The following is a 26,336-nucleotide window of genomic DNA, read 5'->3' on the forward strand; positions in this document are numbered from 1 at the left end:
TGAGTACCATGACACTCGCCACATAAGCACACAAACCAGTGTCTACCATTCGGGGGGAAGCCCCCCCGTCAGTCAGTGCGCACCAGGGACGCTACGACATGCGGGAGATCGTGAACGCGATCGTGTACCAGGCCCGCACCGGAGTGCAGTGGCGCTACCTGCCGCACGACCTCCCGCCGCCCAGCGCGGTCTACTACTACTTTGGTAAGTGGCGCGACGATGGCACCGACCAGGCTATCCACGATCTGCTGTGCTGGCAGGTCCGGGAGAGCAGGGGCCGGCACGAGGACCCCAGCGCGGTCGTGATGGACACACAGACCGTCCGCACCTCGGTCAACGCACCCAAGGACACGACCGGCCTGGATCCCGGGAAGAAGAGCCCCGGCCGGAAACGGGGTATCGCCACCGACGTGCTCGGCCTGCTCATCGCGGTGCTCGTGGTCGCCGCGAACGTCCACGACAACGCGATCGGTACCGCCCTGCTCGACAAGATCGCCACCGGAGCGCCCACCGTGACCAAGGCGTGGGTGGACGCCGGCTTCAAGAACACGGTCATCGAGCACGGCGCCCAACTCGGCATCGACGTCGAGGTCGTCCAGCGGGATCCGCAGGTCAAGGGGTTCGTGCCGGTGCCCAAGCGGTGGGTGGTCGAGCAGACCCTGGGCACCTTGATGCTCCACCGGCGCCTGGTCCGCGACTACGAGACCCTCCCGGCCAGTTCGGCCTCGATGATCTACTGGTCGATGACCGACGTTATGACCCGCCGACTCACCGGCACGGCCACACTGACCTGGCGCGATCCGCCGACGTCAGGAACGAGCGGGAGTGCGTATGCGAGAGCTGCTGGAGAAGATCGAGGCCCGGCAAGCCGCGGCCCGTGACGCGGCCGACCGGCTCCGCGACCAAATCGCCTACCTCACCGACCAACTGGCCGCGGCCGAGCGGGTCCTCGAGCGCCTGCAGATCACCCGCGAGACGCTGCTGGAGATCGCTGGCGAGGACGACCGGACCTCTGACCTTCTCCCCTCGGCCTACCGCCAGATCCTCGCCCTGTTCGATAACGCCGACGACGGTCTGCATGCCAAGGATGTCTGCCGGGCACTCGGCCTTGGAACCGAGCCCCGTCACACCGAAGGCACCCGCGCCAAGCTGAAGCGCCTGGTCAGCCGCGGCGTCCTCATCGAGGCTGAGCCAGGCCTGTTCGCGATGCCGCACCAGTGATGGAGTGCATGATGGGCGGGCTGGAAGGGGTGCTACTCAGCAGATCGTGTACTCGCCGATGATCTCGGCACCCACCTGCGCAGCAACCCACACGGCGCGCTCCTCCTTGCCGACATGGACGAAGAGTGTGTGGTCTTCCGTCCATGGACTGCCGAAGTCAGTGCCGTTGTGGTGCAGGCTCACCTGAAGGCGGGCGTACTTCCAGGTCCACTCCAGCCCGAGGTCCGGTACTTCCGGCCAGCAGAAGGCATCCCAATAGACCTCGAGCCGATCGTGGACGCCGAGCGCGGCGCGGGCCGCGTTCAGTGCCCGTTCGGGATCGGGGAGCTCCATGAAGAGCAGGCCAGGTCCGAAGGGGAGAGGAGAGTCTCCCGAAGTCGCCGCATCCTCCTTGTACCCTTCACCGACCTCGGCCTCGGGAACCGCCTCCAGTAGCCGCCTGAGCTCTGCCCGACTCGACACCTCGGCCCAGATCTCGGTGCCACCCCGTGGATCCGGCACCGACAGTGCCAGAATCCGGTTGGCGAGCGAGAAGATCGCATCAAGGTCCGTCGTCCTCAGCAGCGGAAACGCCACGGTGTGTCCCATGGGCACCAGTACTACCGTTCTTCCCCGCCCTGGCACTACCGGTTAACCCAGTTGTCCAGCCGCACCGCTTGGTGCGAGCTATGAGCGGGTGCCCACCGAAAGACCCGTGAAAGGCTCGCAAAACGCCCTCTCAGAGGACGTTAAGTCCCTTTTTTCTCGGTTCGTGATCGCTCGTTCGTGTGAACGTCGGCCGTACTGGCGTGCCAGTCGGGGTTCGGGTGATGTTCTGCGGCGTATGGACAGACGGGCGTATCCGAGCGACTTATCGGATGAGCAGTGGGCGTTGATCGAGCCGATGATCACGGCCTGGAAGCAGGACCGGGTGGCGCGATCGGCCACCGGAGATCCGGGGTCCTGTGATCTGCGGGAGATCGTGAATGCGATCTTCTACCAGAACCGGACGGGCTGTCAGTGGCGCTACCTGCCCCATGACCTGCCGTCCTGGTCGGCGGTGTTCTACTACTTCGGGCTGTGGCGCCAGGACGGGCTCGACCAGCGGATCCAGGAACTCCTGCGCTGCCAGGTACGGGAGAAGGCCCGCCGATTAGAGGACCCGTCCCTCGTGATCATCGACACCCAGTCCGTCCGCGCGGCCGCCGGTGTCCCGAAGACCACGACGGGACTGGACGCCAACAAGAAGGTGTCGGGGCGCAAGCGGGGACTGGCCGTCGACGTCATGGGGCTGATCATCGGCGTCGTCGTCCTGGCCGCCTCCGCCCACGACAACGCCGCCGGCACCGCCCTGCTCGACCAGGCCGCCGAGCGGTGCGGCATGCGTCTGGAGAAGGCCCTGGTGGACCAGGGCTTCAAGGACGAGGTCGTCATCCACGGCGCTCTGCTGGACATCGACGTCGAGGTCGTCCGCCGCAACCCGGCCAACCAGGGCAAGGGCTTCGTCCCACAGCCGAAACGGTGGGTGGTGGAGCAGACGAACGGCACCTTGATGCTGCACCGGCGCCTCACCCGCGAGTACGACCACCGGCCCGACACCTCGGCCTCACGCGCCTACTGGGCCTCCACCGCGAACATGACCCGCCGCCTCACCACACCCGCCCCGGCCTGGCGCGACACCCTCGGACTGGCCGCGTGAACGTCGCCGAACTCCTGGCAGACATCCAGACCCGGCAGGACGAGGCCACCGCCCGGGCCGCAGAACTACGCACCCGGATCGAAGAGCTCGCCACCGACCTGACCGAGACCGAAGCACGGCTCACGGACCTGGCCACCACCCGAAAGATCATCGCGGAGGTCACGCCGGCAGGAACCGAATCCGAACCACCCGAGACGAACACCACCTACCAGGCCATCGTGAACGCCTTCAACCAGCACCCCGACCAGGCATTCCGAGCCCGCGAACTGCACGAACTCCTCGGCATGCCCACCGACGAGGCATCCGTCAACATCACCCGCAGCCGCCTCGGACGCCTCACTCGTCAAGGCTTCCTCACCCAACCCGGACGAGGCCGCTACCAGAAACGGACTTAACGCCCTCTCAGAGAAGATGCGCGGCTACATCGGCGACCGCATCGGGTGGCATCCGCAGTACGTGGATCACAGTGGAGTCAAGGTCTTGGTGATCGTGGTCGATCCTCCGCGTCCGGGGGACCGGCTGCACACACTGCGCAAAACCCTCCGCAACTTCCAGCCGGGAGTGTTGTTCACCCGGCTCCCGGGCCAGACTGTTCAGGCCTCCCCTGTTCACGTCGAGATGCTGGAACGACGGCTGCTCACAGGCGCCGATGCACTGGACGTCACCATCCACGCAGCGGGCGAGCAGGTCTTGGAGTATGCGGCTGACGGGGCCTCGATCATCGAGCAGTGGGGCGTTGACCAGCTGAAGAAGCGCATTAGGCCGCTGGATTCCCCCTCCTCAGCCTCGGAGAAAGAGAGCGGTTCCCTCTCTCCGCACCTCGCTGGCGTCCTCGCCCAGCTCGGGCCACTGATGGCGGAACGGCGCACCACGGAGGCCTACAACGTCGAAGTTGGGAACTATGTTGCGGCCTCCAAGCAGGTCCTGGGGACGCGCCTGAAGCAGCTGCATGCCAATCATGCCGCCAACCAGCTGCGGTTGACGCTGACCAACAACACAGATCGGCCCTTCGCAGCCGTACAGGTTTCTGTCCAGGTTCGAGGTGCTTGGCACATCGACCCCGGATCGTACGACTGGACCCCCTTGCCCGAAGAGCCCGCCCCGTGGGGAACAAGAACCGCTCTGACGCCGCCTTACATCAGTCTCAGCGGCCGGTACCCGATCGGAGCCGCGCCCCTCTCCCGCCCCCGCCCGGTCCCGAGAGCGCAGGTGCGGCAGGTGGAGAGGAACGTGCTCATCACGTATCCGCCGGTAGACCTCCGACCACACGCTCAGCACGTTCTGGACCCGATCGCACTGGCCGCAGCAGCACAGCCCGAATTCGGACAGACCGTCGATGTCACCTGGAAGTCGACAGCGTCCAACGCCAACGGTCTCTGCCACGGCACAATCGCCCTGGCCCGCCGAGATTCGACACTGGACCTGACGCGCCTCATTCCCGCCCCGCCCCGCACGGCCGAAACGTAGCGACTGCCAAGCCGGGTCAGGCGGTGACGGTCTCGGCGTGCCGGGTGAGCGCGTCCAGGAGCGCGGCCTTGTGGTCGGTCAACTTTCCCTCGGTGCGGGCCATGTCCTGCTTGCGCAGCCACGTGCCGGGGCGGAAGGCCGGGTCCGCCTCACCGCCGGTCCGGTTCGCCGGGCCGTCCACGGTTCCGCCGGCGGCGAGGTAGGCGAGCAGGCGGCGGTACGACCTGTTCCAGTCCGGCTCCAGCCGCCACAGCTCGTCCAGCGTGTCGAGCCTGACGGCCTGGTCCTTGGTGAGGTTGTCGGCCTTGCGCTGGCGGCGCATCCACGCGCCCACCGCGTAGTCGTCCAGCTTCGCGGTCGCGGGGATCGCCAGGTGGCCGTGCTGGCGGTGGAACGCGGCGGCGTAGGCGGCCCCGCGTTCCCAGGCGTTGGCGTTCTTCGACCAGATCATGCCGAGCGCGTCCAGCTCCGAGACGCGGGCGGCGTCGAGCAGGCCCTGGCCGTGAAGGTGGCGCTGGCGGGTGAGCCAGGAGATCAGCTCGGCGTGCTTGGTCTTGTCGGTGGGGTCGAGGTGGCCGTGCTGGAGGTGGAAGACCGCCGCGACGGCGTGCATGCGCTGCCACTCGACCGCCCTGGGGTTGAACGCCCGCAGCTTGACGGTCTGGAGGATCCGGGCCGCGTGGTGCCGGGCATTGATCCGCAGCCACTCGATCGGCGACTCCACCAGGGCCGACTGCTGCTCGTCCTCCCCGGCCTCCGCCGCCTCGCCCTCCGCCGCCTCGCCCTCGGCCGGCTTGGCCGCAGTGGTATGCGCGGTGCCCTGCGAGCGGGAGGCGCGCAGTTCCGTGATCCGGCCGACCACCCGAGCGTCGTGGGCCGCGAGGGCCCGCAGGACCCGCCAGATCGTGCGGAACGAGCTGGCCTCGATCTCGGCGTCAGCCTCGGCCTTCACGGCCTCGCCGGCGTCGTGCACCTCGGACGGTTCCGCGGCCGCCGTGTCATCGCCGACCTCGGGGGTGGGCAGGTACACCGGGATGATGACCCAGGACACCTTGCCCTGCTGGTAGGACTGGCGCAGCGCCCTGCCCACCGCCTGGACGATGTCGATGACCGAGGACTTGGGGTCCGCGAAGACGATCGCGTCCACGGCGGCGACGTCGATTCCTTCCGTCAGGAGGCGACTGTTGCACAGGATGCAGCACTCCTCGCCGTCCTCGCCCGTGTGGGCCTTGAACTCGGTGAACGCGGCCCGGCGGTCCTTGAGCCGGTCGCTACCGGCCACGGCGAGCGCCGTCAGCCGCTCCGGCCGCTCCGCGTCCGGCAGCAGCTTGGAGGCCTCCAGCAGGCTGCCGGCGAACTCCCGCGCCGCCGACACCCGCGAGTGGAACGTGATCACGCGGCGCAGGCCGAGGTCGGCGACCGCGCGCAGCACGGCGATCTGCAGGGCCAGGCGCAGCAGTTCCTCGTTGCTGCGCTGGGAGCGCAGGTCGGCGACGGCCGGCAGGTTGAGCAGCTCGCGCAGGTCCTCGTCGGTGACCACCGGCACGAGCACCCGGTAGTCGGCAAGGTAGCCGTGCTCGATCCCCTGGCCGAGGGTCCAGGTGAAGCAGACCTTGCCGTAGATCTCCTCCGAGTCCATGGAGCAGAGCACGGGCAGCGCCTGGCCGTCGGCGTCGGCGAGGTCGGCCAGGCCGTCCTTCGCGCGCCGGTCGTCGGCGATCCGCGGGGTCGCGGTGAAGTACAGCCGGCGCTTCGCCGGGACCTGGGCGTCATTGTGGACCGCCGCCCACGCCTTCCCCTCCGAACCGGCCGTGCGGTGCGCCTCGTCGATGACCAGCAGGTCCCACTCGGGCAGGCCGAAGTCGCGGTGGGCCTGGACGATGCGCTCCAGGCTCGCGTAGGTGGCGTACACGGTGACCGGCTCGCCGGCCTTCTCCTTGGCGACCAGGTCGGCGATCCGCGGGGCCTGGGTGGTGACCTGGGCGTGGACGCGGCCGCCGGCCTCCGCGCTCTCCAGCGCCTCCTCCCGCGAACACGCCGCCACCGCCAGGCCCCGGCGACCGCCCCGCAGCGACCACGCTTCGGCGGTCTGCTCCAGCAGCTCGATCGTCGGCACCAGCACCAGCACCCGGCCCTTCGCCGCCACGCGCCGGGCGCACCCGGCCGCGATCAGCGTCTTGCCGGAGCCGGTCGCGGCGACCACCGTCGCCCGGCCGCCGTCCTTCACCTCGCGCACCGCGGCCGCGACCGCGTCCTTCTGGAACCAGTGCAGCGGCAACGGGTTCACCGCGGCGGTGCCGGACGGCTGCGCCGGGACCGGCTGCCCGGATGCGGCGCGGAACGCGGCCGGCACGTCGGCCTCGGTGGCGGTGATGGTCTCCACGGCGGTGCTTCTCCTTCGGATGCTGAGACGGCGGGGCGAGGCGGGCGGTGCTGTGGAAGGGTCGGGGCGGGCGGCCTCTCCCCGGGGCCAGGTCATGGATGGGGAGAGGCCGACCTGTGACTGAGCGCTTCGCTTGGCCAGTTGAGCGTTCACGTCCGACGTACCGTCAGGTTCGGCGCCTGCCGCCTGCGGCACGGCTCAGCACCGCGCGGAATCGCTCCCGCCCAGCCAGAACACTCGCTTCCCACAGACCCATGGCGGTACCGGATACCGAGAGGTACTGGAGCCGCTGCTCCTCGGTGCTGAAAGCGGCACCCGGCAAGTTCTGGTCGAGCATGCCCATCGCGGTGAGCACCGCGTGGCCGCAGGACACCGCGTGATCGGCGTTCCCGGAACCATTGGCCAGCAGGGCGTACCGCAGGACCAGGCTCGCGAAGAACGCGTAGGTATCAGCGACATCGGTGATCCCGTCCTCGGCCGGCTGCAACTCGGGGAACCGCTCCAGCTGACGTGCACGGTCAGCGGCGTCGGGAAGCGGGCGGTCGACGCTCCAGAGATCGCTGACTGACGCGACGTAGAAGTCCACGTCGGCTTCTCGGGCCGCCTCGCCTGCCCGCAGACCGATGAACAGCGGAGCCATCCGTTCGGCGCAGGCGGCGACGTACAGACGAATCGCCTCGTCTCCCCCGGTCTGAAGCTCGGCTACGACGGTCTCTTCCACCAGCGTCTTCATACGCGGTCCTCTCTCCACGTCACTTGCCCAACTGGCCAACTCAACCGCTCACCGGCCAACTGAAGCGCTCACTCACACGACCGGACTCTCTACTGCTGCTCGGGCGGCACCCAGCCGCGGACTTCGAGGTAGGCGATGTCGGCGTCCTCGACGGCGCGGCCGGTCTCCACCAGCCACTCCCGCATCGCCTCGGTCACGTCGCCGTGGTGGTCCGCGACCCGTTGGGACCACTCGGCCGCATCGAACCCGCCGGTCGAGCTGGAGCCGTAGGTGCGCTCCTCGGTGCCGTCGGCGCGGGGGATGAACCCGCGGCGCAGGCCTGGCGAGTCGTCTGCCGAACCGGCCGAGTGGACGTACTGGTTGGCCTTCATCCGGACGGTGAAGGCGAGGCGGCCTCCGGCCTGGCCGGTCTCGTGGACCACCGGGGCGAGGTGGCTCGCGCCGGACTTGATGGCTTGCTTCCCGGCGCGGCCGGCCATCGACCCGCCCGCCTCGCCGACGGTGTCCTTGCCCCGTACCCGGGCCTTCTGCCCGGTCTTGGTCCGGCGGCGGCTGGTGTTCGCCTCCGCGATCCCGGACAGCGCCTCCTCGTCCCGTTCGCCGCCGCGCACCGCGCGGACCACCTGGCGCAGTGCGTTGACCATGCTCGCGCCCTTGCCCTTGGTGAAGAACTGGCTGACGAGCGAGGTGTCGCGGCCGATCATCTTGGCCACCTGCCGCTTGCTGTAGCCCTGGTCCAGCAACTCCTGGGTCAGGCGGGCGGCTTCGTTCGGGTTGTTCGGGTCGGCCGGGCTCACTGGTCAGTTCCCTTCGCGGCGAGTTCGGCGCGGCCCTGGCCGCGCAGCTTGAGGTACTGCTCCTGGCTGGTCGGGTGCTCGACCAGGCCGGTGAGGTGGCCCTTGAGGAGGTAGTCGCCGGGCTCGCCCCGGTAGGGCCAGGGCTGGCGCTCGGTCAGGGCGATGCCGTCCGTGCCGAAGTAGACGACCGTGCCGGGCTTGGCGTGCAGGGCACCGGCGTAGCCGATGACCTCCTTGCCCTGGCGGTACTTCATGTCCAGCAGCGCCGCCCGGGCGCCGGACCACACGTAGGCGGCCCACTCGGGGTGGGCGTAGGGGTCGCGGGAGAAGCCGGCCTGGCGCTGCCAGGTCACGACCTGGTCGTCCTGGTCGAGGATCTCGACCCCGGCCGGGAGCGCCTCGCCGACCGGCGTGGTGCCGGAGACCAGGCGCGGGCGCTGCGCGAAGCCGCCCAGGCCGAACAGCAGCACCGACCGCACCGCCCGGGAAGCGAGGTAGGCCGCGGTGCGCTGCCGCTCATCGCCGTGCAGCTTCGAGAGGTTGGTCAGGTCCGCCCACGCGGCCTTCAACCGCTTGCCCCACTCATCCAGCGGCTTCCCGTCCTCGAACAGCAGACCGCCCAGGATCTCGACCTTCCACGGCATCAGGTGGTTCGACAGCGCAAGGTGAACCTCCGCGCCGCCCGCCCACGTGGTGAACGTCGCGCCGGGTGTGGCCGGGTAGACCCAGGCGCGGTCCCCGGTCACCGGGGCCGGCAGCAGGCCGACGTGGTTCCACCCGGCCGGGATGGTGACCCGGACGTTCCAGTGCGAGCAGGACATCAGCGCCTTGACCTGCTCCGCCTCCGTCATCGCGGCGAACGCGGCCGCGGTGATCCGCCGAGGCGTGCCCACCGGCGACTTCCACAGGTGCTTCGCGTAGGCGAAGGTGCGGTCGTACTCGACCAGGGCGGGCAGCTGCTCCGGCACGCGCGGGGGCAGGATCAGCTCGGTGCGGCCCTGCCCGCCCGTCGCGTGCAGCAGACCGCGCAACTCCTCCGACAGGACCGGGTAGCCGCCCGCCCACTTGCCGGTGGTCGGGATCGTGCGCGACCACAGGTCCCGGCCCGTCTGCGACGGCGAGCCCATCAGCACGGCGTCGTCCCAGTGACGGCGCAGCGCCTGCCACAGCAGCCGGAACGCGTCCCGGCATGTGACGACATCGGCGCCGTCCGGGTCGAACCACTCCCCCATCGAACGGATCTCGGTGCTGCCGCTGTCCGGGGCGCTCGCGGGGGCGTAGCGGCCGACGGGCTGGCGCTGGTGGACGAAGTGCCCTGCGAGCTTGTCCCGGCCGCTCCCGACGGCGGTGGTCCACCGCTCCGACGGCGTGTTCAGCCAGGCGGCGACCGCGTCCTTCAGCGTGGAGTAGCGCTCGGCGCCGGCGTGCCACGGGGCGCCGGCGGTGATGTAAATCCGCTCCGTGCCCGGCGCGGTGGCCAGGATGGCATCCAGGATCTCCCCCGGCGTGCGGGCGCCGAGGTCGACCCGGACGACCTGGTCGCGCACGGCCAGCACACCGGCCGCCGCGTCCAGGAACACCGTGGCGCGGGCCTGCTGGACGAAGTTCGGGCGCTTGGAAACCAGGCCCGTGGTGACGGCCTCGAACCGGGCCCCGGCCGGGCCCTCCGGGAGGGTGGGCAGCTCACGTGGACCGGCCTCGGCCACCGGGCGCGGCGCGGCAGCGACCGGAGCGACCGGAGCGACCGAGACCGGGACCACCGGCGCAGCAACGGCCGGGGCCGGCTGCTCGAGTACGGGGGCCGGGCGGGTCAGCGCCGGGGCAACGGCGACGACGGGCTCGGCGACCGGCTCGGCCTCCGGGGCCGGGGCGGGCGCAGCGACGGAGACCGGGTCGTCGGCCTTGGCTGCGCGCACGGCGGCCGGGGTCGGGTCCAGCAGCGGCGCGATCCGCACCACGTCGCCGACCGACAGACCCGATGCCTTCGCGACCGCAGCGGCCTGGGCGCCCTCGTACCCCGCGAGCCCCGCAACCCGGCGCGCACGCTGGGCGGTGAGCTTGTCCAGCTCCTTCTGCGCGGAGGCGACGACCTTCTCGGCGGCCGTGATCTCGGCGCGCAGCTCGCGCAGAGAGGCGAGCTCGGCGGTGTACGACTTCCGGTCCATCAGGCTTACTCCCCCTCCGTGGCGGCGGTGCTGGTGTCGAGGGGGCGGGCCTGTCGGGCGAGGGTGAGCCAGCCGCCCGGGCCCTGGGTGCCGTGGATGTCGGCCAGGCCCGCGAGCAGGAAGGCGTAGGCGCCGCGCTTGGGGGCCCGCGGCTGGGCGGTGCCGGCCTCCCACTTGGCGAACGTCTCCCGCCGGGTCTTCAAGGCATCGGCCACCTCGACCTGGGTCAGGCCGGCGGCCTTGCGCAGCCGCTCCCGCTCGACCGGCTCCGGCAGGTCGCCGCCGTCCCGGGCCTTGGCCAGCAGCGCGTCCACCGCCGCGAAAATCTCAGACATCACATACCTCCTAGCCAGAAAGGTAGCAGAGAACCTCGCTTTATATGCATCATTTTTGATCGCACAAACATCTCACTCATGACCGCACATGGTACTCATAGCCTCCGGCCTGCCCTGATTGTCGGTGCCGAGTGCGAGCGTGGTCGGTTACCAACAACGGGAGGAGGTGGAGGAGATGACGGGAAGACAGCAGAAGGCCGTGGTCGTGCTCGGTGCGGCGCTGGTCGGCAGCTACGTGCTCGGCAACGTGGTCAAGAGCCAGGCGCGCGTACTCGGCCTGAGCGCGGCCCAGCTCGCCGTGCTGAGTGCGGGCGTCGCGTTCGCCCTGCGCAACGCCTGAGCCAGGCCCGCGCGGTTCGGCCCGGTCACCCTCACGGTGGCCGGGCCGAACCGCTTCCCGGCCCTACTCGGTGCCGGCCTCCCGGTGGGCCGGGCACGACCGGCAGCAGCACGGGACCGTCGGCTGCTCCGGGGCGGCGCGGTGGCGCAGCTTGCGGACGGCGCCGACCGCGTTGGCGAGACCCGAGAGAGCGGAGCCGGTGTACCGGGCGGCGTGGGCGAGCCGGGCGGCCTGCGGGCCGGACGGATCGGCGACGGCCTCGGCGAGGAAGTGCAGAACGGGCACCATCGCGCCCTCCTTCGAAGTGAGGTGTTGGTCTTCACCCCTTCGAAGTACTCAGAGTCCACCGGACAGGACCCGCGCGTGAAAACGTATATGGCCTGGGGCACAGCACCACGATCCGGTACGGAATTTCGAAACCGATATTGCGCGCGGACACGCTCCGGCCCCGGCACCGCCGTGGCGGTGCCGGGGCCGGAGCAGGCACGTCCCGCTATGCGCCTGCCATCGCCTCCAGGACGGCGCGCTGCTGCTCGGGGATCATCAGGCCCGGTCCGCGCGCGTCCCCCCAGACTGGCAGCACGTTGGCGGGTATGGGTCCTGCGTGCCCGGAACTGGCACCTCAGCCAGCCCCCACTCCCCCAGCACGGTGTGGACAGAGACCAGCTGTCCGGAGGAGCCGGGATCTGATGCTCGATCAGCAGACTTGCCCAGGACCTCAACCGAGGCTCAGATCCCCGAAAGTTGGGCTCCGCTCGCTCGAGGACCGGTAGGTTCGGCACCGAAGATTCGTTCCACAGGGGGAAACGATGCCTGCACGTCGCGTGGACCTTGAGCTCATCCTCAGCGATCCAAACGGAGCCGACGACGCCCAGCGCGACATGGAGTTCCTCCGCGAGGAGCTCGGTCATCTCGCCCTCGACCAGATCGGCTTCCGTCCCGGCGGTGCGCCACCGTCGGGGACACGTTCGGGAGATGTCGTCGACTATGCGTCACTGGTCATCGGGGTCGCGGGGGCTCCGGCACTCAAGTCGCTGATCCTTCTCGCGCAGGACTGGCTCGCCCGGCGCAACTCCGGAACGATCGATCTCAAGGTTGGCGACCACGAACTTCACCTGACGAGCGTGTCCCGAAGCGACCAGCGCCGGGCCATCGAGGCGTTCGTCCAGGCGGCCAACATCCAGTCCCCCGATGCGTAAGCGCGCACTGATCCTCGCCAACCAGCATCACGAGGACCCCCGCTTCGCGGCACTTCCGGGGGCTGCCGCCGACGCGGAACAGCTCAGCGCAGTCCTCGCCGACTCCGCGATCGGCGGGTTCGAGGTCGACGTGCTGGTCGACGGGACGGCTCGGAACTGGCAGAAGGCCGTGCATCAGTTCTTCAGCACAGCCGAGCGTGACGACATCCTGCTGCTCCACCTGTCGTGCCACGGCCGCAAGGATGCCCGGAACCGACTGCACTTCATAGCACGAGACACCGAGTTCGACATGCTCGAGGCCACCTCCGTCAGCGCCGAGTTCCTGACTGATCGCATGGAGCAGAGTCGCAGTTGGCGAACGGTCCTTCTGCTCGACTGCTGCTACAGCGGGGCCTTCACCAAGGGGATGCGCAGCCGCGGGGCACCGGATGTCGATGTGGACGAGGCGTTCCAGGGCAACGGCCGCATCGTGATCACCTCCTCCACCGCCTTGCAGTACAGCTACGAAGCGGAAGCCCTCAGCCGGCGCAAGGACCAGCCCTCGGTCTTCACCTCGGCCATCGTCGAGGGCCTGCGCAGCGGCGATGCCGACTTCGACGCGGACGGCTACGTGACCGCCGATGACCTCTACCAGTTCCTCTCCCGCCGTGTGCCGGAGCAGGTACCGGATCAGACCCCCACGATGAGCGTCATCTCGGTTGACGGGCAGATCCGGCTGGCCCGCAGCACCAAGCCTGCCGCAACGTGGGCGCTTCCTGAGGGCGACGAAGCCGCCCGCCTGCAGCTCTCCATGATTCCGACCCGGCCGCCCAGAATCCCAGGCGTTCAGGTCGCCTATCGCTACGTGCCGAGCACACATCCGGCAGCGATGGGCGGCGACTGGTTCGACGCGTTCCAGCTGCCCGGCAGTCGGGTTGCCCTGGTGGTCGGCGATGTCATGGGCGGTAGCGGCGTGTCGACGGCGGCGGCGATGGGCCGTCTTCGGGCCGGAGTCCTTGCTCTGGGCGGAATGGACCTGCCGACTGGGCAGCTACTGCGACATCTGGACAACATGGTCCAGAAGCTCAGCGACGAGCATCTGGCCACGTGCCTGTACGCGGTCTACGACCCGATCAACCGGACCTGCGAGCTGGCCAGCGCCGGCCATGTGCCGCCCGTCCTGGTCCACCCGGACGGCACCGGCGAGCTGCTGGAGATCCCGGCCGGCGCGCCGATCGGCGTCGGTGGCGTGCCATTCGTCGCCAAGAAGATCGACGTGGTCGACGGCTCGATGCTGGTGATGTGCACCGACGGCCTGGTCGAGATGCGCGACAGCGGCATGGCGGCCGGGCTGGCAGCACTCCGCGAAAACCTGATCGACCCCAAGCAGACCCCTGAGGATGCCTGCAACACAATCTTGGAGCGGCTGCATACCGAGGACCGCAAGGACGACGTGGCCCTGCTGGTGGCCCGCTTCGACGGCGTCGCCGAGACCGAGGTGGCCACCTGGAAGCTGGCGGTGGACCGCTCCGAGGTCCGCCGGGCCCGCCAGCTGGTCCGCGACCAGCTGGCCGCCTGGCAGCTGGACGCGCTCAGCGACATCACCGAGCTGCTGGTCAGCGAGCTGGTCACGAACGCCGTCCGGGTGGCCCGGGACTACGTCCAGCTGCAGCTCATCCGGGTGGACAAGCTGGCGGTGGAGGTCAGCGACGACAACCACAACCTGCCGTCGCTGGAGCCCGCCGAGTCGCTGGACGAGCACGGCCGCGGCCTCATCGTGCTGAGCAAGCTCGCCGAACGCTGGGGCACCGCCCGCAAGGCGGTCGGCAAGGTCGTCTGGTTCGAACTGCCGTTGCCAGGTACGGATTAGACACTCCGTCCCCCTGGCCGGGGACTCGAACTGGGGCGGGCTCATGCCCACGGCCAATCGCCGCGACAGCGTCTGGGGCACAACGATCCCGCCCGGCGACGCACACGAACATCCACACCGTCAGGCGACTTCGGGGAGCTCCGGTTCCAGGAACCGAGGCACAACTGGCAGGCCGAGCGCGTCGAGCGCTGCGGCCTGTTGGGGGGTGAGCTGGGCGGCGTCGTACCGGCGCTGGTCGATCCAGGTGTCCAGCCTGACATGGTCGGTGTCGACGGTCTCGACATGTCCGTCGGGAACCTGGAGATGGCCTTCGCGTCGAAGGAACCTGCGCGCGGCGCGCAGTCCGCGTGCGAAGGTCATCGCCGGGCCGGTGGTCTGCCGCAACAGCAGCAGGGCGTGGGGGTGGAGGTCCGGGTGCTGGCGTGCCAGGAGGGTGAGTTGGGCGAGTTGCCCTGGCTCCAGGACGTGCTCTTGATCGATCTGGTGGTCCAGCCATGCCTCCAGTGAGAGACCCGTCTCGGCAGCGACCTGGTAAGTGGGCCGCCAGTCGCCGGTGGCGAGGCAGCGCCGCAGCCGGGCGCAGTTGTACTGCCAGTCGATGCTCCAGGCCGGGTTCCAGCAAGGGTCGATGGAGTTCAGCGCCTCGAGGCGTTCGGGGGGCAGCTCGTCCTCGCGGGTCATGGCTCGCATCTGGTCGAGCCACTGGACCAGGCTGGCGTCCACGTCGGGGCTACCGGCGTGGACTGCGAGGGTGTGGTGGGCGGTCGCGAAGTCGCGGGCCAGGGCGAGGCAGTGCTCGAAGCTGCCGAGTGGGTGGGGCCAGGAGATGCGCAGCGCGTACAGGGCGAAGACCTGGTCGGGGTCGAGGGTGCCCTCTGCGTAGCGGTTGCGCTGCTCGCCGATCCAGGAGCCGAGGTGGACGCCAGCGGAGTCCCGGTGGTCGGTGTGGACTTCGAGATGGCTGTGCTCCTCGTAGAAGCGCATGGCGGCCTCGTAGCCGCTGTTCCAGCCGTCGCCCTGGAACTGGTGGGCTCGCAGGGAGAGTACGCTGGCGATCTCGTCGGGGCGCTCGGGCTCGGTCAGGACCGGGTCCTCGGAGCGGCGGCCGGAGCCGCGGCGCAGGCGGGTGTAGAACTTGCTGTCAGCGGTGCGTAGCCCATCCAGGATGGCCCACAGGTCGCGGAAGTCGGAGGACTCCATGGCCTCGCGGGTGGTCTGTCCCGGGCGGACGTACACGGGGATGATCAATGTGGCGATCTTGCCGCTGCCCGGCGGCTGGCGCAGGGCACGGCCGAGGGTCTGGATGATGTCGACGACGCTGCGTTTGGGGTCGGCGAACAACACCGCATCGGCTCCGGGCATGTCGACGCCTTCGCCCAGGCATCTGACGCTGCTGAGGATGTGTACGTGGGTCTGTCCGGGCAGGAGGGCGGTGCGGCTCTGCCAGGAACTTCCCGCGAAGCGCCAGAGTTTGGTGTTGCGCTCGGATCGGGGCTGGCGGCTGTCGACAGCGGCAGCCCACAGTTTCATCGGCTGGTCGCCCTGGGTGAAAGCCGTGGCGGTGCGCGGCAGGGTGCGGGCGAAGGTGCGGGCGGCCGCGATCAGGCGGTGGAACGTCAGGACGCGGCTGAGGCGATAGTCCTGTACGGCGCGCAGCAGTCCCACTTGCATGGCTGCCAGGCGCAGTCCGTCCAGGTGAGGGGTCGTCTCGGCCGTGGTGAGGATGTCGTGTAGGTCCTCCGCGCTGATGACGGGGACGACGATGCGGTAGTCGGCGAGGATGCCTTCGCCGATGGCTTCGGCCAGTTCGAGGCGGAAGACGACGGGTCCGAAGAGTGCGGGGTTGTCCATCGATGCCAGTGGTTGCTTGTACGTGCCGGGTTTTCTGGACTTCGGGTGGCTCCAGCGGCGTGGCGTCGCCGTCATGTAGAGGCGGCGCTGCGCGGGGATCTGGGCATCGTCGTGGATGTCGCCCCAGCTCTTGTCGAGGCTGCCGGTGGTGTGGTGGGCCTCGTCGGCGACGGCGAGGGCCCACTCCGGCAGGCCGTGGCGGCGGTGGGCCTCGACGATCGTGGGCAGGGACTGGTAGGTGGAGAAGACGATGGTCGGGCCGCTGTGGTCGGCGACGCGGCGGGCGAGTTCGGCCGGGCTGGTGGTGAAGGGGATGCACAGGGCGCCTCGGCCGGACGGGGGCAGGGCGCAGACCGCGATGTGCTTCTCGTCCGGGCGGCTGCGGTCCCACTCGCGTGCTGTCTGCGCCACCAGGTCCTGGCTGGGGGCGAGCACGAGGATGTTGCCCTGGGGGGTGTAGGTATCGGCGCTGACCCGGGCGATGACGGTCTTGCCGGTGCCGCATGCCGCGACCACGGTCACTCGTGGGTGGAGTTGGAGGCCTGCGGTGATGGCGCTGACGGCGCGTTGTTGGTGCGGGCGTAGTCGGATGGGCTTGTGGGGCACGTGGGCGTCCTCGGCGACCGGCAGCTGGATCGGCGGGGCGATCGCCGTGCCTGCATGGCTCGTGCCCCGCTCCGGACACCAATTCGATCGCCTTTCCGGTGTTCCTTGTCAAGCGGGCTTCGGAATTCTCGTCGATTTGACTGCCGGGGTGGCGCCTTCAGGACCGTAAATGTCACTCTGATTCGTTCGGTTCTCCTTGATGTCACTGTTCCGTGTGAATCGGCTGAGCCGCGGGCGCCGAGGAGCCGCCTCGTCGGCTCACCGAGCCAGTACCCTCAGCCGGGTTTCAGCAGGCAGGACAGGAGTCGCCCCGCCAGGCGGCCGAAGGTGACGTGTCCCGCACCCCGCAGTGCGGTGGCCGACCGCTTCAGCCGCCTTCTGCGGCGGCAGCCCTTCGGACGCGAGGAAACGCTTCTCCCATTCGACCGGCAGGGCGTCTTTTCTCATATCCGGCAGATCGTCGTCAAGAATTGGTGCGCTTTGCCGGATTCTTTTCCCTGTTCCTGCTCCTCATGCCGCTCGGCGTGGTAGCCATGGCCGCAGAGGCGAGGGAGGGTCATGGATTCGGTGACAGGCTTGGATCGGGTACGGGTGCGTGAGCTGCCGTTGCACGTCCGGTTCATGGCGGGCGAGTCGACCGGCTCCTATGTGACCCGCCTGGCCGGCCGAAACGGGCTTGGGGTCCAGCAGTTGCTGGACGAGGTCGGGCAGGGCAGCACGAGGGCCGTCGCGCCGCACCTGACCGAGCTCTACCTCAACCGTCCTGCCGCCGAGCGCTTGGCCGCCCTGGCCGGCCGTCCGCTGGAGGTGATGCGGCGGGCGCTCGCGAGCCTGGACGCGGCGTACCTGCTCGACGATGGTGACGGCACTCCCGCCTGGTCGTTCCCGTGGGCGGTGCGGGACGGCTATCTCGTGCGGGCCTGCGCGTTGTGCGCGGCCCGCCGCGGCATCGGCGATCCGGCCTGGATGATGGTGGCGGACCCCTGGCACCTGTGCGCCCGGCACGCACGATGGTCGGACAACTCCCGTGATCCGCAGACCCCTTGGATCGACGTGGCTGACTGGCCGCAGATCCTGGCGGCGGAACGCCAGCGAGTGGCCATGGAGCGGCGCCTGGGCCGCACCGCACGCACGCTGTTCGCCGACGCGCGCACGATGAGCAGAACCGAATCGAGCGCGCCGGACAGACTCCGGTCGATGGCCGACCGGCTCGGGGAGGCGCGGGCCGCCTCCTTGTTGTCCTACCCGCACACTGTGCGGATCGCCCGCGTCCTGGCGCGGGCCGAGCGTCGCCGGCTCGGCCGGGAGCTGACGTCGGACTCCTACGAAGACTGGTTCACGCGCAGCTCACAGGAGTTGGGGCCCAGGTACCAAGGAGTGCTGAGACGGTGGATGGAGTGCCACAAGCCAGTGCCGGGGCCGAGGCGCGGGGGCGTGTTGGGGCGGGCCGTGCTGGTCGCACCGCACACACGGATCGCGCCGCTGGATTCGGTGCAGCAGCTCAGCTGCCTGCCCTCCGGCCCGGTGGCCAGCCCGTTCGATCGGCCCTTCCTGTGACGGCCGTAGTCCGCGAGGAGCAGGGGCGGCCCTCGACAGGCGAGGCGCCCCTTTCATCCGCCAAAAGCAGATCAGCGACGAGTGGGATGCGGCACGGGAGAGGTGATCTTGTGCAGGTGCGGGTGCGTTACCGCGACGTGGACGGGCGGGCGCGTGAGGGGGGCCCGGACCAGGTGCGGGCGGTGCCGCTGGAACGGTGCGAGCCGTTGCGCGAACCGCACGCCTACCACGGCCGCCCCTCGATCTTGACGCGGTACTGGTCGGCGACGACAGGCGCCATGGTGGTGTGTGGCAGTAAGCGGCTGATGCACGCGGCCATGCTGCTGGACTTCGACGCGGCCATCACCTGCTTCTCGGCCCCCGCGACCGAGATCGCCTGGGAGGACGGCAGTGCCCATGGAACGGTCAGCCCGGCGTTCTTCGCCCGCACCGCTGACGGGCGGCGGCTGGCGATCGTGCACCCGGGCCGCGCGGAGCCGGACGGCGCGCGCGAACGCCAGGCGCTGGAGATGGCGGCGCAGGCCGCCGGGTGGACGCTGACGGACCTGGACGTCCCCATCGGGGTGCGGCTGGCATGGCTGAAGGTGGTGGCCAACTTCCGGTTCCCCGAACTGTTCGACACGGCGACCCGTCCGGCCCTGCTGGACGCCTTCCGCGAACCCCGCCCACTGGCCCGCGGAGTGGCCGAAGCCGGCCTGCCCGACACCGCCCTCGCCCATGTCTGGCACCTGCTGTGGCGCGGCGACCTCCTCTTCGACCAGGAACGGCCCCTGATCCCCGTCTCTACGGCATGGACCGCCGACACAGCCCACCGGCAGGCGGCGTCGTGACGCCCGGCACCGCAACCGTGCAGACACGGGCGACGCCCGTCCACGCGACGTGGGACCGACGTCGCGTGGACCTGACGCTGGGAGTGACAGTGCGATGGCTGGGCGGCCTGTACGAGGTCGCCGCCCTCCAAGGACCCCGGGTGCACCTGCGCGCCTTGGACGACAACGGCGAGGATGCCGTCGCGCTGGTATCCGCAGTGACCTGCGCCGCCGACTTCGCTCTGGTGGAGGCGCAGGGGCGGGAGCGGCCTGGCCCGCAGATCCCGGACGTGAGCATCGTGGACGTGCTCGACCCCCTGGAGCGCGAGCGAATGCGCACCTGGGAGTGGCACCTGCACGAGGCCGTTCACGGACTGCCGCCTGGCACGCCCTCCGGCACACAGCCGCGCCCGCAGTACGACCCGGAAGAGACGTCGCGGTGGAGCCGGCTGGACGCCAAGTCCCGCGAGCTCAAGGAGCTGGGCTGGACGAAGGTGTCGGTCGCAACACTGCGGCGCCGCGCACAGGACTACGAGGAGCGGGGCGTCGCCGGGCTCGTGAAGGTGGTCGCCGGGGACCTGTACGGCGACACCGATGAGCGGATCGTTCAGCTGCTGCTGGAGGAACTCCGCGCCGGGACAGAAGAGTCATCGGGGTGGGCCAACCGGCTGCGGGAACGGGTCGAAGCCCGGCTGCGCACAGAGTTCCCGAAGGAGGGCCTGAAGCTGTCGCGGACCGGGTTCTACCGGCTGCTGAAGAACCTGGGCGTGCGCGTGGAGACGCTGCGCGGGCCGGTGCGCCGCCGCGAGGAACGGGCCGGCTCACCCGAGCCTCCCTGGTCGCCGACCCGGGCGGCGATGCTGGGCGAGGTGGTGCAGATCGACTCCACCGGGCTGGACATCCTGGCTGTCGGCGACCACGGCTACCCGGTCCAGGTCGAGCTGACCGCAGCGATCGACGTGGCCTCGCGCAGCATCATCGCGGCGATGATCGTGCCCCGTGCCCCGGGCCGCGGCTACAAGGGCAAACGTCTCGGCGGGCGGGCGACCACCTCGTTCGACGTGACGCTGATGCTCGCCCAGGCGCTCGCGCCGATGCCCGGGCGGCCCGGCTGGTCACCGTCCGCAGCGGCCGACAGGGCTCGCCACCTGCCGTACGCGGACCTGGTGGCGTGCGACCCTCGGATGGCCGGTGCCGCGGCGCGTCCGGTGATCCGCCCGAAGATGGTGGTGGTCGACCAGGGCAGCATCTATCAGAGCGAGCACTTCACCGACGTGTGCACCTCGCTGAAGATCTCGGTGCGCTCGGCGCGCGACCGCACCGCCGACGACAAGGCCGTTATCGAGTCGACGTTCAGCGCGATCAAGAAGCTGTTCTGCCAGTACGTCGCCGGGTACACCGCGCGTGACCTGTCCCGGCGCGGGAAGTTCGTGACCGATGGCGTCATGTGGCGCCTCAACGAGCTGCAGGACCTTCTGAACGAGTGGATCGCGCTGGGCTGGCAGCAGCACCGCCACGAGGGCCTGCGCGACCCGCACCTGCCCGGGGTCGTGCTGACCCCGAACCAGATGTACGCGGCGCTGGTGGCCTGCGAGGGCTACGTGCCGCTGCCACTGTCGGAGTCGCAGAACCGCAAGCTACTGCTGTGCGAGTGGCGGCAGGTCACCGACAAAGGTGTGCGGATCGGCAACCGCACCTACGACAGCCGGGCCCTGCAGGAGTACAACAAGGAGCCGTCCGGGGTACGCGGGAAGGGCATGAAGTGGCCCGTCCGCCACGACCCCTACAGCCCGCGCTACGTGTGGCTGTTCGACCAGCGCAAGGAGCAGCACGGCGAAGACCCGTGGGTGGAGGCGGAGTTCGTCCACCAGGACCTCATCGGGGACGACTGGTCGCTGTTCTTGTGGGAGACCGCCGAACGCCTGCGACTCGAGGCCGGCGGCAGCGAGGAGGACCGGCAGTGGGAGCGCGACATCGCGCTGGAGGTGTCCGAGCTGCGCCGGCGCGCCCGGCAGGGCTCCGCCGACGAGCCGGCCACGCCGACGCGACGCGGCCGCGGGCGTACACGCTGGCGCCGCCCTGCGGCCCCATACACCGGCCCCAGCCTGGCCGTGCGCGCACCTGCCGCCGACCGGTACGCGGGCATCCCCGCGCCCGACCCGGCCCGGGTGCGCCCCGCCAGGCCGCTGAACGTCCCAGCCCACTTGCTGTTCGCCAGCGCGGCCCTGGCCGACCCCCAGCCGTGCCCGCCCGCTTCGCCCGCACCGGCGGGCGCGAACAGTGCGGGCAGCCCGCACCCGGGCGCGGACACCGACGCGGCCCTGCCGGGGCCGGCGAAGGCGCCCGATCCGCAGCGGTGGCGTTCGCGCACGTTCTCCGGTCGCGCCACCGACCTGTTCCTGCGCAGCCTCGCCCCGCCCTCCGATGACAGCGACAGCCCGGCCCCGTCCGGCGACGAGGAGATCACATGAACGACCGTGTCCGCGCCCACGCCCGCCCGGAGGCCGCGGCCAAGGCCGCCCCGCACTCCTTGCACCTGGCCGGTCCCGGGCCGCTGGCGACCAAGGAGGGCTTCCTCGCCCGGGCTCGACGCACCGTCACCCCGCTGAGCCTTCAGGACAGCGCGCCCCTGGGCACGAAGGTGCGGCTGACCGACCCGCGCCTGGCCTACCACGGCGCTCTGCTGCCGTTGGAGACCGACGACTTCGCCCGGGGAGTGCGCCTCGCCCGGACCCTGCTGGTGAAGAACCTGTACGACTCCCCCGGCCGCAGCCCGAACTTCGCCGTCGACGGCCCGCGCCTTGCCGGCAAGTCGCTGCTCGCCGCCAGGATCGGGTTCGCCTTCCAGGGCTTGGTCGACCATCACTTCCCCGCGGACGCGGACCGGCACCCGGTGGTGTACATCCACGTGCCGCACGACCGCGGCGACGCCCTGCACTGGTCTCTGCCGTTCGCGGAGTACTTCGGCCTGGAGCACTCCCGCTCGCCCGAGACGATGAACCACCGCTCCGTCGACATGACCGGGCCCATCACCCGCGTCATGGAACGCGCCGGCACGCGCCTGGTCATCGTCGACGGCATCGAGTACGTCAGAGACAACGAACGGCAGACCGCGTTCGACTACCTGTTCCACCTCCAGGACGCCCTGCCGAGGATCACTTTCCTGTTCTGCGGCATCGGCTCGCAGGAGATCCTGCACCACGCCCTCGGCGACCACCGCAGCAAGGCCCCCACAGCCGGCGCCGACAAGCCGGCATCGCTGGGCATCCCGACGCTGTGGGTCAGGCCTGTTCCCTACACCGCCGCCGAACCCGACCAGTGGTGCAACGTGCTCGACGACGCGGAGAAGAACCTGCGCCTGTACAAGCACCAGCCCGGCACCCTGGTGCAGTTGGCCGCCTACCTGCATGAGCGCACCGACGGCTCCATGCACGCCTTGAACCAACTGCTGTGCCAAGCCGCGCAGACCAGCATCCTCCAGCAGACCGAAGCCATCGACCGCGAACTCCTGGCAACCATCCTCACCGGCTACAACGACCCGACATACGACTGCCTCCCCGCCCTGGCCGAACCGGCCGCCAGCGACCGGGACAACCATCAGCACGGCAGCTCGCAGGACCAGGCGGGGCTGGACGACGCGGAACAGTCGGACTCGTAGCATGGCCTTCCGATGTGCCGGGCGGGCTGGACCTGCCTGCCTTCGGCACATCAGTCCCCCGCAGCTGGCAGGATCAGCAGGTGGCCTTCTCCTACCTGTCGCTGCAGTCCTTCGTCCGCCCTCCCAGGCTGCTGGTCCTCGCTCCCGAGGGCGAGGACTGGGTGGCGATGTCAGCAGCCGCGCTGGGCGCAGTCGGCAAGGTCTGGGGAGGCTGTGCGAGCGCCGTCGTCCCGGTCAGCGCCGCGAGCCATGCGGCCCTCGCGCCCTTCCTCTCCCGATACCAGCCCGATCACATCCTGGAATACCAGCCCACGTGGACGACGGTTGACCTGATTCATCCAGGCATCCTGGAACGGGAGTTGAGGGGACTCAACCTGGATGAGCAGAGCTTTTCCTTCAACAAGGAACTGCTGGCGAGCGATACCTGGCACGGTCACGCCGATGGAGCAGCCCTGCGGGCGGCCGCGGAGCGGCTGCGGGCGGCACACGGCGGCAACAGCTTCGACCGTTCCCAACCTTGGCCGTTCCACCTCGCTGACGATCCCGACGAGAGCGGTTTCACTGCCCTCAAGGACGTCGCCTCGCAGCCGACCGGCGGTGTGCCGATCGGGCAGATCCACACACCTGCAGCCCTGTCCGCCGCAGCACGGCTCGGTGTCCTCCTCACGGCGGCCTGCGACGAGGCGCAGGGCCCAAAGTCCGAGGCGGACTGGCTCGCGCGGGTCACCGGAACCCCGTGGAACGCCGACGACACAGCAAGCCCCTTCGATGCGGCCGCCGCGCTGTGCACCCGAATCCACCGCGGGTACGACACGGACCGGTCAAGCGATCTCGTCGTGCTCGGCGATCGGCCCGAGGACTTCGCGCTGGCCCAACTCGCTCGCCAGGTTTACGGAGCCACGCGCTGGCTCCCTGGGGGCGCGCTGGCCTGGCATCACCTGCCCCTCTCCCCGCGCCCCGAGCCGGTCACCGTGGCCAGCGCCTCCCTGTCGGAGGAGGAAATCCGCGCTCATCTGACCGACCGCTGGAACACCCGCGGCATCCGGGTGCACGGCGCGGACACCATGCCGGTCACGATCGTTTCCCCCAGCGAGCTCTGGCCGACCGGCCGCGACCAGGTCGCGCTACTCAACGCCTGGGACGTGCCGCTGTCCCTCCCGATGGAGGAGACCTCGGACGGATCCCTGGTCTCGGCCGTACGCATGCCCATCCAGGTGCCCGCCCCGCTCGACGCGGCACGGCACCGCTGGCAGGTGGGGATGATCTCCACTGGCCACCCCGTCCCGCCCCTTTCCGACCTGTTCGGCCCCAGGTTGGTCGCAGCCGGCGACGAGCGGGAGACATTCGTGCGAGCCGCGGACGGCGGGATCACCTACGCCTCCAACCGGGTCGACTTCGTCCCCACTGGTGCGTCGCTGGCCGGCTCCCTCGCTGGGCCCAGACTCGTGTGGCCCTCGCTTGAGCGGATTCTGCGGCTCACCGCCGAGCCCGACGAGGTACGCCCCAGCCCCGCCGGGAAGCGAGCCCGAGTCGCGAGGCGGCTGCTCGGGTCACGAGCTGCCGTCGAGGCACTGGCCGCACCAGCTTCGTGGGCGCTGCTGTCACACTGGCTGCCCGGCCACAACCGCTCAGCCCTTCCGGCAGACAGCGTCTGGCAGCTCAAGTCCGGGGTGTTCCTGACGTGGGAAGCCATCGCCGCCGCCTCCGGCGACTGGGCCCAGGCAGAGCTTCGAGCGCGGATCGACGCGTGGAGCGCCTGCGGGCTCCTACGCCGCGGACTGGTACTCGGCTGCCATGACTGCCCACGGGTCGAGTTCTATCCCATCGCCGAAGTGGCACAGCGGTACACCTGCCGGCGCTGCGGCAGCAGCAACATACTGGAGCAACCGCGGTGGAAGCCGGCCCGCAACGAGCCCACCTGGTTCTACGAACTGCACCCGGCGATCACCGAGTTGATTGACAACGACGGCAACTACGACCTGCTCGCCACCCAGTTCCTCCGCTCGAAGGCGTGGGCTGGCGCCTGCCTGGTCACCGAGGAGTTCGAGCTGGTCCAAAACGGCAAAGCCGTCGTGGAGTTCGACTTCGCCGCAGCGACCGTCGAGGGACTCTTCCTGGGCGAGTCCAAGAAGAACGACTGCCTCGCCGACTCCGCGAAAGCGACCCTCACCGAGCTCAACAAGCTCCTGAACGGATGCCGCGCACTCGGCGCGACGCACCTGGTCCTGGCCACTCCCAAGAACGCCTGGAAGCAGGCGACCATCGACGCCATCGACAAGCAACTCCAAGGCGACGCGGCACACGGCGCCAGCAGCCCCCAAGTACTCCTCCTGACAGGCCTGGGCACCGACCCGAAGATCCTGACCCTCGACGGCAAGCCGTTCACCATGGACTGAACCAGCTGGCTGCGAGCACCCGAGCCGGCTCGGCCGAACCAGCGGCAGTCCAAGGACACGCACACACCAGCCGACATGAGGAGACGTTCAGGTGGTCATCCTCGCGAATCAAGATCAACAGCGTTGAGGCGATCCCACCCTCATACCTGTCGGTTTTCCCAACCGGACTGAACAGCAGTCCCAAATTCTGCAAAGCAACAGGCCACAGGCCTTGAGGTGTTGATCACGGCACCAAAACCGCAGGCCAGGCAGCCAAGATCCAAAGTCCCAGATTCTGCAAGTCCAATGGTCAACACATGATCAACCGACAAGATCTTTCAAAGCGGCCGGGACGGAGCAACCGACGCACTGCGGCAGATCCCCGGCTCCTCCGCCGCCAGGATCCTGGTCCGGACCGACGGCGCCGGGGCCACCCACGACCTCCTCGCGCACCTGGAAGCCCTGAACACCGCCCGCCGCACCGTGCGCTACCTGGTCGGCTGGACCATCACCGAGGACGACGAGAGGGCAATCGCCAAGCTCCCCGAGAGAGCGTGGGAGAGCTCCCTGGGTCAGGACGGTGAGATCCAGGACGGCTACGGCATCGCGGAGTTGACCGGTCTGAACACCCGGCCGGGCTGGCCCGTCGGCATGCGGCTGCTCGTGCGCCGGGTCCGACCTGCCGGACGGCACAAGAAGAAACTGACCGCGTTCGAGAAGCGGACCGGCTGGAAGTACTCCGTCATCGCCACGAACGTCCGGCACATGTGGGGGATCGCCGGCTCCCACCAGCCGCAGTGGCTGGACGCACTGGCCCGCGCTCACGCCGTCGTGGAGGACCGGGTGAGAGTCGACAAGGCCATGGGGCTACGGAACCTCCCCAGCAAGTCGTGGGAGGTCAACCGCGGATGGATGCTCGCCGCGAACCTCGGCCATGACCTGGACTGCTGGGTCCGCCTGCTCGCCCTGCACGACCAGGGCGACCTGGAGCGAGCCGAGCCCGACACCATGCGCTACCGGCTCTACCACCTGCCCGCCCGCCTCGCGCACCACGCCCGCCGCCGCTGGCTGCGGATCGAACGCACCTGGCCCTGGGCCGACGTGTTCGTCCTCGCATGGCAACGGCTCACCACCCTCCCAGCCGCCACCTGACCACCGGTCACCGCCTCGACGACCAGGAAGGAGAGCAGCCCCGGGCCCGTGGAACCCGGCGCCACCGCAGCGTCATGCGACGGCCCACCCCGAAGGCAGCGGGGACATTACGGGCGAACCGCCGCGACGATCACCGAGCGCACGCGGCTGACGAATCGAGG

General features: G+C 69.8%; 21 protein-coding genes and 1 pseudogene. 14 read left to right on the forward strand and 8 right to left on the reverse strand.

Translation table 11 applies throughout. From position 1 onward, the window contains the following. Positions 1 to 32: 32 nt before the first annotated feature. Positions 33 to 881, forward strand: a pseudogene (locus C7C46_RS23605) (IS5 family transposase); the annotation flags it as partial. Beyond that, the gene (locus C7C46_RS23610; RefSeq protein WP_110671915.1) at positions 832 to 1,221 is read left to right on the forward strand and encodes a hypothetical protein; all 390 of its coding nucleotides are present in this window, start codon (positions 832 to 834) and stop codon (positions 1,219 to 1,221) included. The pseudogene C7C46_RS23605 and the gene C7C46_RS23610, both read left to right, overlap by 50 nt. 36 nt (positions 1,222 to 1,257) lie before the next feature. Here C7C46_RS23610 and C7C46_RS23615 read toward each other — a convergent pair whose 3' ends face one another. After that, complete coding sequence (locus C7C46_RS23615) at positions 1,258 to 1,809, reverse strand: hypothetical protein (RefSeq protein WP_146259186.1); 552 nt, start codon at positions 1,807 to 1,809, stop codon at positions 1,258 to 1,260. A gap of 235 nt (positions 1,810 to 2,044) precedes the next feature. On the opposite strand from C7C46_RS23615, the gene C7C46_RS23620 reads away from it, so the two are divergent. Genes C7C46_RS23620 through C7C46_RS23630 form a run of 3 tightly spaced genes read left to right on the forward strand, consistent with a single transcriptional unit; the run spans position 2,045 to position 4,366 of the window. Continuing rightward, the gene (locus C7C46_RS23620; protein WP_110671917.1) at positions 2,045 to 2,899 is read left to right on the forward strand and encodes an IS5 family transposase; all 855 of its coding nucleotides are present in this window, start codon (positions 2,045 to 2,047) and stop codon (positions 2,897 to 2,899) included. Next, positions 2,896 to 3,294 (forward strand): hypothetical protein, encoded by a 399-nt coding sequence (locus C7C46_RS23625; RefSeq protein WP_181442484.1) that lies wholly within the window; start codon positions 2,896 to 2,898, stop codon positions 3,292 to 3,294. Before C7C46_RS23620 ends, C7C46_RS23625 begins: the two co-directional genes overlap by 4 nt. Positions 3,295 to 3,310: 16 nt before the next feature. Then, positions 3,311 to 4,366, forward strand: a complete 1,056-nt coding sequence (locus tag C7C46_RS23630) for a hypothetical protein (RefSeq protein WP_110671918.1) — start codon at positions 3,311 to 3,313, stop codon at positions 4,364 to 4,366. 16 nt (positions 4,367 to 4,382) lie between these two features. On the opposite strand, the gene C7C46_RS23635 is transcribed toward C7C46_RS23630, so the two are convergent. From C7C46_RS23635 to C7C46_RS23655, 5 genes are all read right to left on the reverse strand, one after another. Further along, positions 4,383 to 6,749 carry a DEAD/DEAH box helicase gene (locus tag C7C46_RS23635; RefSeq protein WP_110671919.1) on the reverse strand — a complete coding sequence of 789 codons (2,367 nt, stop codon included), beginning with the start codon at positions 6,747 to 6,749 and terminating at the stop codon, positions 4,383 to 4,385. Between the two features lie 166 nt (positions 6,750 to 6,915). Beyond that, positions 6,916 to 7,482 (reverse strand): hypothetical protein, encoded by a 567-nt coding sequence (locus C7C46_RS23640; RefSeq protein WP_110671920.1) that lies wholly within the window; start codon positions 7,480 to 7,482, stop codon positions 6,916 to 6,918. An 89-nt stretch (positions 7,483 to 7,571) separates the two neighbouring features. Then, on the reverse strand, positions 7,572 to 8,279 hold the full coding sequence (locus tag C7C46_RS23645) for a helix-turn-helix domain containing protein (protein ID WP_110671921.1): 708 nt from the start codon (positions 8,277 to 8,279) through the stop codon (positions 7,572 to 7,574). After that, positions 8,276 to 10,444 carry a hypothetical protein gene (locus tag C7C46_RS23650; protein WP_110671922.1) on the reverse strand — a complete coding sequence of 723 codons (2,169 nt, stop codon included), beginning with the start codon at positions 10,442 to 10,444 and terminating at the stop codon, positions 8,276 to 8,278. The genes C7C46_RS23645 and C7C46_RS23650 overlap by 4 nt, the downstream gene beginning before the upstream one ends. 5 nt (positions 10,445 to 10,449) lie before the next feature. Next, entirely contained in the window at positions 10,450 to 10,779 is a 330-nt protein-coding gene (locus C7C46_RS23655) for a helix-turn-helix transcriptional regulator (protein ID WP_110671923.1), read from the reverse strand. A 175-nt stretch (positions 10,780 to 10,954) separates the two neighbouring features. Between C7C46_RS23655 and C7C46_RS35250 the strand changes: the two genes are divergently transcribed. After that, a complete protein-coding gene (locus C7C46_RS35250) occupies positions 10,955 to 11,119 on the forward strand; it encodes a hypothetical protein (RefSeq protein ID WP_157536685.1) in 165 nt (54 codons plus the stop codon). 63 nt (positions 11,120 to 11,182) lie between these two features. Here C7C46_RS35250 and C7C46_RS23660 read toward each other — a convergent pair whose 3' ends face one another. Further along, positions 11,183 to 11,407 carry a hypothetical protein gene (locus C7C46_RS23660; RefSeq protein WP_110671924.1) on the reverse strand — a complete coding sequence of 75 codons (225 nt, stop codon included), beginning with the start codon at positions 11,405 to 11,407 and terminating at the stop codon, positions 11,183 to 11,185. 536 nt (positions 11,408 to 11,943) lie between these two features. Here C7C46_RS23660 and C7C46_RS23665 point away from each other — a divergent pair. After that, positions 11,944 to 12,318: a hypothetical protein gene (locus tag C7C46_RS23665; RefSeq protein WP_110671925.1), complete on the forward strand. Its 375-nt coding sequence runs from the start codon at positions 11,944 to 11,946 to the stop codon at positions 12,316 to 12,318. Then, positions 12,311 to 14,167: an ATP-binding SpoIIE family protein phosphatase gene (locus C7C46_RS23670; RefSeq protein WP_110671926.1), complete on the forward strand. Its 1,857-nt coding sequence runs from the start codon at positions 12,311 to 12,313 to the stop codon at positions 14,165 to 14,167. The genes C7C46_RS23665 and C7C46_RS23670 overlap by 8 nt, the downstream gene beginning before the upstream one ends. Positions 14,168 to 14,287: 120 nt before the next feature. On the opposite strand, the gene C7C46_RS23675 is transcribed toward C7C46_RS23670, so the two are convergent. Further along, entirely contained in the window at positions 14,288 to 16,624 is a 2,337-nt protein-coding gene (locus tag C7C46_RS23675; protein WP_110671927.1) for a DEAD/DEAH box helicase, read from the reverse strand. 558 nt (positions 16,625 to 17,182) lie between these two features. Here C7C46_RS23675 and C7C46_RS23680 point away from each other — a divergent pair. From C7C46_RS23680 to C7C46_RS23705, 6 genes are all read left to right on the forward strand, one after another. Next, positions 17,183 to 18,181, forward strand: a complete 999-nt coding sequence (locus C7C46_RS23680) for a TniQ family protein (RefSeq protein ID WP_110671928.1) — start codon at positions 17,183 to 17,185, stop codon at positions 18,179 to 18,181. A gap of 116 nt (positions 18,182 to 18,297) precedes the next feature. Continuing rightward, the gene (locus C7C46_RS23685; RefSeq protein WP_245984763.1) at positions 18,298 to 19,011 is read left to right on the forward strand and encodes a TnsA-like heteromeric transposase endonuclease subunit; all 714 of its coding nucleotides are present in this window, start codon (positions 18,298 to 18,300) and stop codon (positions 19,009 to 19,011) included. A 65-nt stretch (positions 19,012 to 19,076) separates the two neighbouring features. Then, positions 19,077 to 21,461: a Mu transposase C-terminal domain-containing protein gene (locus C7C46_RS23690; protein ID WP_181442485.1), complete on the forward strand. Its 2,385-nt coding sequence runs from the start codon at positions 19,077 to 19,079 to the stop codon at positions 21,459 to 21,461. Beyond that, entirely contained in the window at positions 21,458 to 22,648 is a 1,191-nt protein-coding gene (locus tag C7C46_RS23695) for a hypothetical protein (RefSeq protein WP_110671930.1), read from the forward strand. The genes C7C46_RS23690 and C7C46_RS23695 overlap by 4 nt, the downstream gene beginning before the upstream one ends. An 80-nt stretch (positions 22,649 to 22,728) precedes the next feature. Then, entirely contained in the window at positions 22,729 to 25,044 is a 2,316-nt protein-coding gene (locus C7C46_RS23700) for a hypothetical protein (RefSeq protein ID WP_110671931.1), read from the forward strand. Positions 25,045 to 25,425: 381 nt separating this feature from the next. Continuing rightward, positions 25,426 to 26,175, forward strand: coding sequence for a transposase (locus C7C46_RS23705; protein WP_484421956.1), 750 nt, complete (start codon positions 25,426 to 25,428; stop codon positions 26,173 to 26,175). Positions 26,176 to 26,336: the final 161 nt, after the last annotated feature.

Origin of the sequence: Streptomyces tateyamensis (genome assembly GCF_003205575.1) — a bacterium.
GTDB lineage: Bacteria > Actinomycetota > Actinomycetes > Streptomycetales > Streptomycetaceae > Kitasatospora > Kitasatospora tateyamensis.